This is a genomic window from Flavobacterium fontis (assembly GCF_900129405.1).
In the GTDB taxonomy this organism is placed as follows: Bacteria; Bacteroidota; Bacteroidia; order Flavobacteriales; family Flavobacteriaceae; genus Flavobacterium; species Flavobacterium fontis.
Genome location: NZ_FQVQ01000012.1, coordinates 39,579 through 53,069, shown reverse-complemented (window position 1 = coordinate 53,069; position 13,491 = coordinate 39,579). Strand labels below are relative to the sequence as shown.

Genomic DNA, 13,491 nt, shown 5'->3' with positions numbered 1-13,491 from the left:
AAATATTTTAAAATGAAAACCATTCACATGTATGTGTATCATCGCGATACACCTTATGTGGTGGATTTGCCTGAACCGGAATACGCTTATCATATTGAGCACAATAAAAAGGGTCAAACCACTTATCGTATCGAAAAAGAGGGTTGCACGATTCATGAAAGTACCGTTTACAAGCGGCTACACTTTTTAGGAATCATCAATAAACAAGGGCCTACCATTGGCAATTGCTTTACACATAACGATTATCGCGGGCACGGGATTTATCCCGCCATGCTCAATTTAATCACCAACAAACTTCTGGTGGAAGAACAGGTTCCCGAGGTTTTTGTGATCGTAGATGTTCACAATACGCCTTCCATTAAAGGCATTGAAAAGGCAGGGTTTACGTTGTATGCAACGGTTAAAACCAAGCGATTTTTATTTTTTTACCTCAATCAAGAAGTCCATTATGGCGCTTAAGGTTACTTTAATCATTTGCACCTACAAACGCGCTGAAAGTTTGCTTCGACTCCTTCAAACGGTACGTACGCAAACGCAGTATCCCGATGCCATACTCATAATCGACGGCTCTCCCGACGAACAAACCGAAGCGATGTTGCACGCAAATCCATTTGCCAATTTGGTTTATTTTCGAGTGGATCCAGCGCAACGCGGTCTAACGAAACAGCGCAATTTTGGGATTCAACAGGTAGAGGCTCAAACCGATATTGTTTGTTTTTTGGATGACGATGTGCTACTCGAGCCTACCTATTTTGAAGCACTGTTGCAAACCTATGCGGTATATCCCGAAGCGTTGGGTGTGGGAGGCTATATCACCAATGAAACGCAATGGGTTCCAATGCAATCCAATGAAACCCCCAGTAATTCTTGGTTTGCCTTCGACGGGTGGAAACGAAGCGAACCTTTGCGAAATAAAACGCGTCGCCAATTGGGACTGGATGCTGACGTGCCTCCGGGTTTTATCCCGATGTTTTCCCATGGACGCAGTGTGGGGTTTTTACCGCCCAGTGGAAAAATTTATCCTGTGCAACAATTTATGGGAGGTGTTTCTTCATTTCGAAAATCGGTTTTTGATCGCCTACAATTTTCCCATTATTTTGAGGGATACGGACTTTATGAAGATGCCGATTTTACGTCACGTCTTTCCAAGTTGGGACCGTTGTATGTGAATACTGCGGCACGATTAAGTCACCATCATGATTTTTCAGGCCGTCCCAATGCCTATAAATATGGACGCATGGTTGTGCGAAACGGGTGGTATGTGTGGCGTGTGTATGCCCCACAACCGGGATGGCGCAACCGCGTGAAATGGAATCTTATCACTGGCGTGTTGATTGCCATTCGATTTAGTAATATCTTTACCGCCTCCAATCGCATGGACTGCCTTCGGGAGACGCTCGGACGTCTTTCAGGATGGCTTAGCCTTATCGTCCATCAACCCAAAATTGAACATTCATGATCGCTGACGCAATTCTTCAATCCCTTATTCATCCCAAAACAAGAACTTCAGTTTCGGCTGTTGATTCCCATATGATTCGTTTTGCGGACGGTCATAGCTTACCGATATTGCAAGGAAAGCCTGTATTACTCTCGGAAGATTCCTTATTTACCATAGAGGGTATTTTACAAAATACAACTACCACACAAGAAGCTACTTTTATTGACACCCAAGGTTCGATAAAAAATTATCTTCGCAAGCGCGTCCTTCCTTCATTGGCCAAAGATTTTCACCTCGAAAAGCGGTACCGCGAGTTGGCCCAAACCGTCAATGCACAAGGGGGGCGGGTGCTAGTCATTGGTTCAGGGGATAAAGTAGCCTATTATAAAAGTCTTTTTCATGCCTGCGAGGTCGTATGTAGTGATGTGCATTTGGGATTGGATGCCGATTGTGTGATTGATGCCCATGAAATTCCTTTTCCTGATGGATTTTTTGATTTAGTATTTGCGGCCCAAGTTTTGGAACATACCATGAATCCCTGGAAAGTGGCCCAAGAAGCACAGCGCGTAACCAAAATTGGAGGTCGTATCCAAATGGAAGCTCCTCAGAATTATCCCTATCACGGTCAGCCGTATGACTTTTTTCGATTTACGTTTACAGGATTGCGAATTTTATTTGAACAGTGTAGCATAGAAAAAGCGTCGATAACCGAGAGTAATGCCGCAATGGTTGGGGTTACATTGGGCAATTATATGATGAATTTATCGGCACAAAGATACTACCGCCAAGGGGCACTTTTCCTTTCGCGATTTATGTTTGGATGGTTAAAATACCTCGATCGTTTTACTTTACATCAACGGTCAGTATCTTTTCCTAAGGGATATGCATTTACCTTTTTGAAAGATGGTGAAGTGCGAAAAGGAGATGCGTTATTGAAAGAATATTATGCTTTAAAGCCATAATCACACCTATTTGCAGATTGTGTTTTTTTTGAATCGGCTGAATTTTTAACGTTTCAATTTTCAATTTAATTTTAAAGTTATCGTTGGCCTGAAGTCACTGATGTAATGGTGAAATTATCCAATAAAATGGGATATGAATAGCGATCAGCCTGCGTAAAAGCTCATTTTAGCGATTGATTCGGCAGTACTTGTTCGTTTCAATAAGGTGAAAGGAAGTTAGAATCGGAGTTAAGTATAACGCTTGACATTACCAATTCCTTCATTCACGGTACGAATAAAATGCAATACAAAAGCGTAATTGTTGACATTCTTCAGATTTAGCAATATATTTACCACCAGCAATGCATAAGAAGAGGGAACTAAATCGTAAGGTTTATTTTCGATGGGTTCTTTTTTCTTTCAAATAAAACGTGATTACAAAATATGACGCTATTCAGCCTTATTCAGTCCGATTACCGCAAATACAAAAAGTATGGCGCTCATGGCATTGTAATTATATTGCTAACTCAGGGATTTTGGGCGCAATTTCAATACAGGATAGCTCATTTTTTCTTTCGAAATGTCAAAATTCAACCCTTCAGAATATTGGTCATGCTACCGATGTATTTCTGGCAAAAAGGTATTGAAATTATAACCGGAATATCCATTCCAGCCTCTGCACAAATTGGACACTCTTTTTATATTGCCCATTTTGGGGGTATCATTTTAAATTCTAACACAAAAATTGGAAACAATTGTAATATTTCACAAGGGGTAACCATTGGCGTTTCTGGTTTGGGCGATAAACGAGGTGTACCTGTTATTGGCAATAATGTCTATATTGGCGCCAATGCAGTACTAGCCGGAAAAATAAGTATTGGTGATAACGCACTCGTAGGGGCTTGCTCTCTCGTAAGTAGCGATGTTCCAGAAAATGGAGTTGTGGTGGGGGTGCCGGCAACTTTAGTTTCAAGTAAAAGTTCAAAAGGATATATTTAATGAAATTGCTTGTCATTTCAGCCGCGCCTTTCATTAAAAAAGGAAATGATTATTATGCTTACAGTCCGTATGTCAAAGAGTTAGCAGTTTGGGCTAACTATGCGGAAGAAATCGCGTTCACTTGCCCGATTTGGGAAGAAGACAACGGCCTATTGATTTCTAAGATATCCTTTGCTGTGACCAAAATATATGAGGTTAAAAGTTTTAATGTAAAAACAGTAAAAAATTCGTTTTTAGCCTTACTGTACTCATTTATCAATAGCTTTTTGATTTTTAAGTCAATGTTTTGGGCCGATCATATTCATTTGCGATGTCCTGGAAATATTAGTTTGCTAGGATGCATTGTACAAATTTTTTTTCCACACAAAGTTAAAACTGCCAAATACGCTGGGAATTGGGATTTAAAGTCCAAACAGCCAATTAGTTATCGTTTGCAAAAATGGATCTTGCGAAATACTTTTCTTACCAAAAACATGCAGGTCTTGGTGTATGGCGAATGGGAAAACAGCACGAAAAATATCAAACCGTTTTTCACAGCGAGTTATTATGTTTCCGAAATTCACCCTGTTGCTGATCGGTGGGAGCGTCGTCCGTGGCATGTGGTTTTTGTAGGTACCCTTGGCGCAAACAAACGGCCAATGTATGTCGTGCAATTGGTGGCAAAACTACGAGAACGCGGTGTTCCAATCACGTTAGCACTGTATGGGCATGGAGCTGAACACGCTCGGATAACACAGTTTATTCAGGAGCAAAATTTGTCGGAGTGGATTATTTGCTATGGCAATCAACCCCGCGAGGTAATTCAGCAAGCGCTATGTGAGGCTCATTTTCTATGTCTTCCGTCGCAGAGTGAGGGTTGGCCCAAAGCTGTGGCCGAAGCGATGTTTTGGGGCGCTATACCTTGGGCTACCCCTGTTTCATGTGTGCCCCAAATGCTGAATAAGGGGCAAAGAGGACTCATCTTGACGTTGGACATCAACCGCGATATTGATCAAATTCAACAAGCCTGTACCGACCCGAAAGCTTTACGGCAACAATCGCAACTCGCTATGGAATGGTCACGGCAATATACCTTGGACGCTTTTGAAATGGCTATCCGTAAACTAATGCAACCATGAGAATACTACAATTCATAGATACGTTAGAAACCGGAGGGGCCGAACGCATGGCGGTTAATTATGCCAATGCTTTGCACCAAGCTGGCGATTTTGTGGCTTTGGCAGTAACTCGAAAAGAGGGGCCTTTGCGCGCTGAATTGCATCCCGAGGTACCTTATCTTTTTGTACAAAAAAAAGGAACGATTGATATTCCAGCACTTTTTCGCGTGAGATCTTTTTGCAAACGCCATAAAATCGAATGGATCCACGCGCATTCGAGTTCGTTCTTTTGGGCGGTTTTGTTAAAATTTACCCTGCCACATTTGCAAATTATTTGGCATGACCATTATGGATTGAGTGAGTTTCCCGAAGAGCGGCCCCTGTATCCCTTACGTTTTTTCTCCTTATTTTTTTGGGGAATTCTACCCGTGAATCACAAGTTGGCCCAATGGTCCCAACAGCGCATGTGGTGTAAAAATATTCAGTATTTCCCCAATTTTTCATTCCCTTCAATCCAAGAAAAAAAAGTAACTTCCTTGCATGGTGGTTCAGGAAAAAGGGTTTTGAATCTTGCTAATTTACGTCCCCAAAAAAATCAGCTTCTTTTGCTGGAGGCTATAGTGCAAATTCGCGATGCATTTCCCGATTGGACCTATCATTTGGTAGGGAAAGATTTTAACGATGAATATGCCGCAAAAATAACTACTTTTATCCACGACAATCATTTGGAATCGGTAGTGTTTCGGTATGGGACATGTCCTGATACGAATTGGATTTTTCAACAAGCTGATCTCATGGTATTGAGTTCCGATTCGGAAGGCTTACCTGTTTCTCTGTTGGAGGCTGCCGAATATCATTTGCCCGTTGTGGCTACCGCTGTTGGTGAAATACCAGCCATTATTAGTTCGGGTGAAACCGGCGTATTGGTGCCTCAAGGCGATGTTTCCGCATTGGCTTCGGCTTTATCAACACTTATGGCTTCCGCCGAAATGCGGCAAGTTTATGGAACGGCGTGGCATCATGCTGTGAAAGAAAATTTTTCGGCTACCGCCATTATACAACGTTATAAAAATTGGATTCGTGTTTAATTTTTTAGAACAAAAAGAACGGAATTATCTCTTACTCATCCTCGTGCATGCGGTGTTGGGGGTGCTTATTTATTTCAATCTTTTTATCTCAAAAATTTATGGGATACTCATCTTTTTTGTGAGTTTGTATTTTATTATAAAAACGCGTAATCGAAACAACGAAGTGCTGTATGCTTCCGCTTATCTGGTGGGAAGTGAAGTGTTTCTTCGGATGACCGAGGGAAACCCCAACCACGAATTTTCCAAGTACGGTATCATGCTCTTCGTGACTATTGGGATGGTTTACAGTGGGTTTTCTAAAAACGCAATTCCGTATTGGATTTTCTTGCTGTTATTGGTGCCGGGATTAATTTTAGGTACCCAAGAATTGGATTTGACCACACAAAACATTCGAAAAACTTTAGCATTTAATATTTCGGGTCCTATTTGTTTGGGTATGGCTTCGCTCTATTGTTACAATAGGAAACTCACCTTTCCCGAAATGAATAATATCCTACTTATGATAGGGCTACCTATGGTGGCTTGTTCCACCTATTTATGGTTGTTTACTCCCGATTTAAAAGAGGTGTTAACCGGTACGGGATCCAATGGAGAAACATCGGGCGGATTTGGTCCCAACCAAGTATCAACTGCCCTAGGGTTAGGGATGTTTGTGTTCCTTTCGCGTCTATTTGTAGCTTCCAAAACCAAAGTCTTGTTTTTAATTAATCTCGTAGTAGCACTCAATATTTCCTACCGTGGTTTGGTGACTTTTTCCCGAGGCGGTATGATTACAGGATTTGCCATGTTGGTGATTTTGTTTGCTTTTATGTATTTCAATTCCAGCAAGCGAGGCCGTTTGAAGATGTTTTATTTTGGCGGAATCATGGCGGTTATTCTCACTTCAGTTTGGTTTTACACCGAAGTGCAAACGGGTGGATTGATTGGACTCCGTTACGCCAATAAAGACGCTATGGGAAGGGAGAAGGAGAGTAAGTTCACCGGTCGGGAAGAAATTGCAGAAAGTGAAATCAATGCTTTTTTGGAAAACCCATTTTTTGGTGTAGGTGTGGCCAAAGGGACTGAAATTCGCTTGGCTGAAACGGGTCAGATTATTGCTTCCCACAACGAAATTACCCGCATGCTCGGCGAACATGGTTTTTTTGGTTTGTTGGGATTGGTCTTATTGGTGATGACTCCAACCATTTTGTTTTTAGGGAATAGGCAACACGTGTATGCGTTTTGTTTTGTAGTCTTCTGGTTGTTAACCATCAACCATGCGGCCATGCGAACGGCGGCTCCCTCCTTTATTTATGCATTATCATTACTGAAAGTTTACCTAATTGACCCCAATGAAATTACTCTACATCGGGAACAAACTGTCTAAACATAATCGCGGACAAACGGTTATGGAATCGCTGGGTCCCGACTTGGAGCAGGAGGGATTTACGGTGCGGTATGCTTCTGATAAAAAAAACCTACTGTGGCGGTTTCTCGATATAGTAGGGGCAGTATTGCGCCATGCCCGTAATTCCGACTATGTGCTAATCGATACCTACAGTACGTGGAGTTTTTATTATGTGGTGGTTACGGCCACGCTCTGCCGCCTGTTTCAAGTGCCTTACATTCCGATTTTACATGGAGGTCATTTGCCCCAACGGCTGCAACGATGGCCCCGACTTTCCCGTTGGGTTTTTGCTCATGCGTATGCCAATGTAGCGCCTTCAGGTTATTTGTATGCCGCATTTAAGCCTTTGTTCTCCCAAACGATGGCTATTCCCAACGCGATACCGATTCAAGAGTATACTTACCAACCACGCGACACGCGAAGCCTTCATTTGCTTTGGGTTCGTTCCTTGGTTCCCTTGTACCATCCTGAAATGGCATTGCGCGTTTGTGCTGCATTGCAACGCCACCAACCGTGTACACTTACGATTATCGGACCCGATCCACAGCACCTACAACCCGAGCTCGAAGCTTTGGCAGAAGAAATGGGCGTTTCGGTAACATTTACCGGAAAACTTACTAAAGCCGAGTGGCATCAAAGAGCAACTTCGAGTACCATTTTTCTCAACACAACCCGCGCCGACAATACCCCTGTGAGTGTGATCGAAGCGATGGCTTTGGGTTTGCCCGTAGTGAGCACCGATGTAGGAGGGTTGCCGTATCTCATTTCCCACGATGAAACAGGTCTCTTGGTTCCCTCTGAAGATGTTCAAGCAATGACAGAGGCGGTTTTGCACCTTCAGCAGCATCCCGATAAAGCCCAAAAAATGGCTGAAAAGGCACGTGTCCATGTGGAAAAGTTTGATTGGTCGGTGGTAAAGGAAGCGTGGATAAAACTTTTAAAATCGTAGACTTTCATTTCAGAATTTGTAACTTGCACCCGTAATGTGGATCTTCTAAATGAATAGCAACAAGAAAATACATTTTGAAATCTCCGAACGGAAATTATTGCTTCGCTTGTTTGATACCTTGCTAGTTCTAATGGTGCTGTACATCATCAGCTCGCTTTTTGATTTCCGGTATTTTACATTTTCTAAAGACAACTTTATTTGGTCGGTCGTTTTGGCGGTCTACCTCAATATTTTTAGCTCGGTGTTTGAAATGTACAACCTTCAAGTAGCGAGCAACCAGTTTCAAGTGATTCGAAGCATTATTTTGACGACTTCAACGACTGTTTTGTTTTACTTGTTAACCCCAATTTATACGCCTGTTTTACCCTCGAATCGAATTCAAATTATCATTTTCTTCCTGTCGATTTTTACCACCTTACTGCTTTGGCGGTTGTTTTATGTGTTTTTTCTAGCCTCCCATCGTTTTGTCAAAAAAGCGATTTTGGTCTGCGATCAAGAGCAGTTGGATGAATTGATTTCAGGGATCGAAAGTGTTGATCCCCATTATAAATTTATTGCCTTTGTGAATTCCGATGAAACGGAGGCCGACAGTGCAAAAACCTTTTCCATTCGCCGAATTCCCTCCCAAAATCTTGAAGCTTTTGTGCGCAAAACTTCCATTTCTGAATTGGTAATCGCCACCCAGAAAACCGATGGCATCACAGTAAACCTTTACAATCAATTGATTCATTTACTCGAAAACGGAATCATCATTCGCGAATACACACAAGTCTATGAAGACAGTACAAAACGTATTCCGGTGCAGTATGTTTCACGCGATTTTTACCGGTATTTCCCTTTTAGTCGCAGCAATCAAAATCATTTGTATTTGCTTTTTTCTAGGGTTTTTGATGTGCTTTTTTCGGTGATTGGACTCCTACTAGGGCTAGTATTTTTTCCTATAATTCTTTTTGGTAATCTCATTGGAAATCGCGGACCATTGTTTTACACACAAGAACGCGTAGGTAAAAACGGTGAAGTCTTTCGCATTTATAAGTTTCGTACCATGGTCAAAAATGCCGAGGCCAACGGGGCTGTTTTTACTACGGCGAATGATACTCGAATTACGGCTTTTGGGAAGTTTATGCGCAAAACGCGTTTGGATGAATTTCCCCAATTTATCAATATTCTCCGCGGCGATATGTCGATTATTGGCCCTCGTCCCGAACGCCCTGTTTTTGTACAACAAATTGCCGAAAACATGCCCTTTTATGAAACCCGTCATGTGGTGAAGCCCGGTTTAACGGGTTGGGCACAAGTCAATTACTCGTACGGAGATTCCATAGATGATAGCTTAGTGAAGTTGCAATACGACCTGTATTACATCAAACACCGAAGTATTTTCTTGGATATCAATATTGTGATTAAAACCTTTAGTACGATTTTATTCTACCGCGGGCAGTAGTTTTTTTCGAAGTTGTTGCAAACGAATCCGCAGCAATACTACATGAGCTACCACAAAGGGCAGCATCAACAAAAGATGAGGTTTGTTAAATAAAAGTACGGCATAGACGCCCAAGGCTACCAACGCCACGCCCATCCAGCCCACCAAGTTTTTCGCTGAACGTACAAACGGTAGCACTATATATATCGGATTGAATAGCAAGGCGTTGTAATTCCATAAAACTTCTTTGTGTTCAGAGTACAATCCTATCAATACCAGGAAAATCCCCAAGCCCCCTGTTAAAAACCAATACATATTGTAAATCCAAACACGGCGACTTAATACAAGGGCGGCTAAACATAAAAGCACTACAAAAATGCTATTCCAAAAGGAAAAGTCGGCGGTTACGGATTTTCCTTCCACCCATTTTTTCTCTTCCACAACCATGGGTTTTCCATTGATTTTCGTTTGGTTGAGACTATGCATCAATTCAACGGGCAAAAACATGCGGGTAGCGGCTTCATCGGTTTTCGCCCCAAATAAAATACTAATACCAAGTTTAAAATAAAAATGATCGTTGAAATAAGGATACAACAATTCCCGATACGAAATTGAGGTGTCGTCCACCTTTTGCAAAACAGGTTTTCCTAATACGGCATTGATTTTTTCATAGACCATAGTGGTACAATTCCGGTCAATGAATTTATAGGTGTAATAGCGCTCGTCCGAATACAACGATTGGTTGAGTACAGTAAATAGGGAGTTCACTTGTTCTGGAGTGAGTCGTAAGGTTTGTTCAATCACCTCCCGCTCGCTCATTTGGTATTCCATCAAAAAGTCGGGAAAGGCATAAGCAGCCACAAAATATTGCAAATCGCCTTTGACAAATTTGAGGTAAAAATTGGGCGTTTGAAAATCAAACATCCCATAATTATAAACGATATCCAGATTTTGTATCGTGTCTTGAACCCGCAAAGCGGTATGTCCGAAGGTCGTGTATAATTCTGAACCTCGGCCACAGGTTAGCACACTTACTTTTGCGTCTTTAGAAAGGGTAGGAGTTTGTCCTAGCAGTACTAGAGGTATCCCAAAAAACAACCAACAGAGGAGTGCCTTCATGTTATCGGAAAATGCTAAAATCAACTTTCACAGAAAATATATTGGAGTACAACGCGGCACTTTGGTCGCCCAAATCGGTGAGCGCATAATCAATTTGAATCCCTTTGTACTTAAATCCAATACCAATATTGGGCTGGAAACCAAGGCGACGACTCCCATCAATTTGGGTTACATTTTGGAAATTCCCCAATCCTGCTCGAACAAAAATCAAGTCGGTATAGTTGTATTCTGCCCCCAAAGCAGGGTCGATACTGACCACATCGGTCGCCAAAATATCATTCGTTTTGGTAAACTGCATGTTTAGGTTACCCGACACGCGCAGAAAGGTTTCGTTGTGCAAATCAAATTCGCGCGAGACCCCAAACTGTGCTTTTGGAGCTGTAATTTCAGTGCTTTCAGGGAGCTCCTGATTTTGTCCCGCAACCGCACCTTGAATGCTTTTGAACGCCTCTTCATTGATCGCCCACACATTGTAAGTGGTCGTAATATCCCGAACCATAAGGCCAAAATTCCAATCGTCACGGTCCCATTGCAATCCCAAATCAAAACCAAATCCCCAAGAATTGGCAAAATCACCAATCGTACGACGGATAACTTTTGCATTAATTCCGTATTGGAAACCAGGAATTTTTAATTTACGGGCATAGGAAAGAGTAAAGGCGTAATCGGCGGTTGAGAATTTACTGATGCGGTTGTAGTCAATGTTGCCTTGACTGTCAATTAATTGCGTAGTGTTTAAAATATCGTCTACTCCAAAGCGAATGACCGAGATTCCCCAGGCGCTTTCCGTGTCAATGGGTTGGGCAAAGGCTGCATAATCATATTGCGCAATATTGGCAAAATAACTCGCGTGCATCGCAGCTGCTTGTCCGTCTTCCAAATGGACCAAACCTGCGGGATTCCAGTACACTGAGTTTACATCCTGCGTTTGCGCTACGACCGCATTGGCCATACCAAAGGCCGCGGCATCAACTCCAATGTTCAAAAATTCATTGGAATATTTCCGTACCGATTGGCCAAAGGAAACCCCTGCAATCCAAAACAATACCCATGGAGCAATTTTATTCAAGCGCAATTTTTTTTTCAAAAGTAGCAATTTTCTAAGCGGTTTCCAACAAGTAAACTGTCGAAAACTACGTCTTTAAACGTGTTTGTACATACACTTATTGTGCTACCTTTGTGATTTAAATTCAAGTGCATGGCGTTGCTAAAACACCTTCCCAATTTTCTCACCCTTCTCAACTTGCTTTGCGGATGCATTGCGCTAGTTCACGCGGCTGAATTCAATTTTGAAGCTGCCTTTTCTTGGGTGTGTCTCGGTATCTTTTTTGACTTTTTTGATGGATTTTTTGCACGTAAGTTGGGCGTAGCCGGACCCTTGGGGGTGCAACTGGATTCGTTAGCCGATATGGTAACCAGTGGTGTTGTCCCGGGGTATGTTATGGTGTGTATGTTAAGTGGCCATGCGTTTCCGATGCCTATTCATGGATATTTTCCCTATATCGGATTCTTGATCACGTTGGGTGCTTGTTATCGCTTGGCCAATTTTAATATTGACACCCGTCAATCCGATTCGTTTATCGGCTTACCCACACCGGCCAATACCTTGTTTATCACGAGTTTGCCCATAGTGGCCCATTTCCCTCCCGATGCATCATGGACCGTTGTGTTGCAACAGCCATGGGTATTGGTTGCCATCACCTTACTCAGTACTTGGGTTATGAATGCCCCCCTTCCGCTTTTTTCCTTAAAAATTAAAAAATTCAGTTTCAGCGCCTACAAATTGCAATTGGGTTTTGTAGCCTACTCCATATTTTTACTCCTTGTATTAAAAATCGTCGCAGTGCCTTTGATCATCCTTTCGTATGTTATCGTATCGGTGTTGCATACGTTTTTTACCCGAACAGCGTTAGGAATGAAAAAATAGCATGGCTGCCACACCGCGCAAAAAATCACCCGCTCGTCGCAAATCTACTGCCGCCCCTCGTTTTTCATGGGTGAAAGTCCTTACTTGGGGATTTATTCTTCTATTTACCGCAGGGGTAGTACTCCACTATCGCGAGGCGCTTTTGTATTACTTCAGCTTCAAGTCCAAACACAGCCTTAAAGAAGATAAAGTTGCCGAAGCCCGTATTTTTCAAATTCTTCAAAAATACCCCGATTATTGTGTGGGTCTTGATGTTTCTGAATACCAAGGGAACATTGATTGGGATGTGGTCGATTCGCTAGAAGGACGCCCGATTCGGTTCGTATTTGTGCGTGCAACCTGTGGTCGTGACCGAAAAGATGCGCAGTTTGAAACCAACTGGAAAGGAGCTAAAAAATACCTTCGTGGGGCTTATCATTACTACCGACCCGATGAAAACTCATTGGAGCAAGCTCGAAAATTTATCGCGACCGTTGCCCTACAACCAGGCGATCTTCCGCCGGTGCTCGATATTGAACAATTGCCCGAAAATCAGTCCATAGAGCGGCTGAAAATTGGGTTGCAAAAATGGCTAGATGCCGTTGAAAAACACTACCATCGAAAACCAATTATTTATTCGGGTCAGCGGTATTATGAAGATTTTTTAAAAGAAGAATTTGCAGCCTATACGTTTTGGGTAGCCAATTATAATTTCTTTGCCGAGACCCTGCAGCCCGATTGGTTGTTTTGGCAGTTTTCCGAAAAAGGTCGGGTCGAAGGAATTCCCGAAAAAGTCGATGTAAATTTGTACAACGGCACCCCCAAAATGCTCGATTACCTCGTGCACCCCTAACCCAAAAACCAAACGGGGAGCAACAACACGATGAGTAAAAGCACCAACGCAAGCACGGCTTTCGGATGTGCAAAATTTACCATCCATCCCATCCAGGCTATCGGTTTGGGAAGGAAATACCGCGGGTCTTCCACATTGTGATAAATCAATCCACCCCAGCGCCAATTTTTGGGATCATCCATCCACGATTGATGCGTTTCTTTCGGTATAGAATCCATACAATTTATTTTTGGGCGTGCCCCCTCAGAGGATATACGTCAATGCAAAGTAGTGTGCCGTTGCTTCGGGGTC

General features: G+C 42.5%; 14 protein-coding genes. 11 read left to right on the top strand and 3 right to left on the bottom strand.

Annotated elements, in window-relative coordinates:
• Positions 1 to 12: 12 nt before the first annotated feature.
• From BUC17_RS10215 to BUC17_RS10175, 9 genes are all read left to right on the top strand, one after another.
• Positions 13 to 459 (top strand): GNAT family N-acetyltransferase, encoded by a 447-nt coding sequence (locus BUC17_RS10215; protein ID WP_159433946.1) that lies wholly within the window; start codon positions 13 to 15, stop codon positions 457 to 459.
• Positions 449 to 1,459: a glycosyltransferase family 2 protein gene (locus tag BUC17_RS10210; protein WP_073363983.1), complete on the top strand. Its 1,011-nt coding sequence runs from the start codon at positions 449 to 451 to the stop codon at positions 1,457 to 1,459. The genes BUC17_RS10215 and BUC17_RS10210 overlap by 11 nt, the downstream gene beginning before the upstream one ends.
• On the top strand, positions 1,456 to 2,400 hold the full coding sequence (locus BUC17_RS10205) for a class I SAM-dependent methyltransferase (RefSeq protein WP_073363981.1): 945 nt from the start codon (positions 1,456 to 1,458) through the stop codon (positions 2,398 to 2,400). Before BUC17_RS10210 ends, BUC17_RS10205 begins: the two co-directional genes overlap by 4 nt.
• 423 nt (positions 2,401 to 2,823) lie before the next feature.
• Entirely contained in the window at positions 2,824 to 3,378 is a 555-nt protein-coding gene (locus tag BUC17_RS10200; protein ID WP_083544890.1) for a serine O-acetyltransferase, read from the top strand.
• Positions 3,378 to 4,496 (top strand): glycosyltransferase, encoded by a 1,119-nt coding sequence (locus BUC17_RS10195; RefSeq protein ID WP_073363979.1) that lies wholly within the window; start codon positions 3,378 to 3,380, stop codon positions 4,494 to 4,496. The genes BUC17_RS10200 and BUC17_RS10195 overlap by 1 nt, the downstream gene beginning before the upstream one ends.
• Positions 4,493 to 5,563, top strand: a complete 1,071-nt coding sequence (locus BUC17_RS10190) for a glycosyltransferase (protein WP_073363977.1) — start codon at positions 4,493 to 4,495, stop codon at positions 5,561 to 5,563. The genes BUC17_RS10195 and BUC17_RS10190 overlap by 4 nt, the downstream gene beginning before the upstream one ends.
• Positions 5,556 to 6,929: an O-antigen ligase family protein gene (locus tag BUC17_RS10185; RefSeq protein ID WP_073363975.1), complete on the top strand. Its 1,374-nt coding sequence runs from the start codon at positions 5,556 to 5,558 to the stop codon at positions 6,927 to 6,929. Before BUC17_RS10190 ends, BUC17_RS10185 begins: the two co-directional genes overlap by 8 nt.
• Positions 6,895 to 7,899, top strand: a complete 1,005-nt coding sequence (locus tag BUC17_RS10180; protein WP_073363974.1) for a glycosyltransferase family 4 protein — start codon at positions 6,895 to 6,897, stop codon at positions 7,897 to 7,899. Before BUC17_RS10185 ends, BUC17_RS10180 begins: the two co-directional genes overlap by 35 nt.
• A 49-nt stretch (positions 7,900 to 7,948) precedes the next feature.
• Positions 7,949 to 9,343 (top strand): sugar transferase, encoded by a 1,395-nt coding sequence (locus tag BUC17_RS10175; RefSeq protein ID WP_073363972.1) that lies wholly within the window; start codon positions 7,949 to 7,951, stop codon positions 9,341 to 9,343.
• Here the strand turns inward: BUC17_RS10175 and BUC17_RS10170 are convergent.
• Both BUC17_RS10170 and BUC17_RS10165 read right to left on the bottom strand, forming a co-directional pair.
• Positions 9,323 to 10,441 carry a lipoprotein N-acyltransferase Lnb domain-containing protein gene (locus BUC17_RS10170; RefSeq protein WP_073363970.1) on the bottom strand — a complete coding sequence of 373 codons (1,119 nt, stop codon included), beginning with the start codon at positions 10,439 to 10,441 and terminating at the stop codon, positions 9,323 to 9,325. The genes BUC17_RS10175 and BUC17_RS10170 overlap by 21 nt on opposite strands.
• Before the next feature lies 1 nt (position 10,442).
• The gene (locus BUC17_RS10165) at positions 10,443 to 11,510 is read right to left on the bottom strand and encodes a putative type IX sorting system protein PorV2 (protein ID WP_234977707.1); all 1,068 of its coding nucleotides are present in this window, start codon (positions 11,508 to 11,510) and stop codon (positions 10,443 to 10,445) included.
• 129 nt (positions 11,511 to 11,639) lie between these two features.
• Here BUC17_RS10165 and BUC17_RS10160 point away from each other — a divergent pair, with 129 nt between their 5' ends.
• Both BUC17_RS10160 and BUC17_RS10155 read left to right on the top strand, forming a co-directional pair.
• A complete protein-coding gene (locus tag BUC17_RS10160; protein WP_143161778.1) occupies positions 11,640 to 12,368 on the top strand; it encodes a CDP-alcohol phosphatidyltransferase family protein in 729 nt (242 codons plus the stop codon).
• Position 12,369: 1 nt separating this feature from the next.
• Entirely contained in the window at positions 12,370 to 13,200 is an 831-nt protein-coding gene (locus BUC17_RS10155; RefSeq protein WP_073363968.1) for a GH25 family lysozyme, read from the top strand.
• Here BUC17_RS10155 and BUC17_RS10150 read toward each other — a convergent pair.
• Positions 13,197 to 13,418, bottom strand: a complete 222-nt coding sequence (locus BUC17_RS10150; protein WP_073363966.1) for a DUF5808 domain-containing protein — start codon at positions 13,416 to 13,418, stop codon at positions 13,197 to 13,199. The two genes, BUC17_RS10155 and BUC17_RS10150, sit on opposite strands and share 4 nt — an antisense overlap.
• Positions 13,419 to 13,491 lie beyond the last annotated feature (73 nt).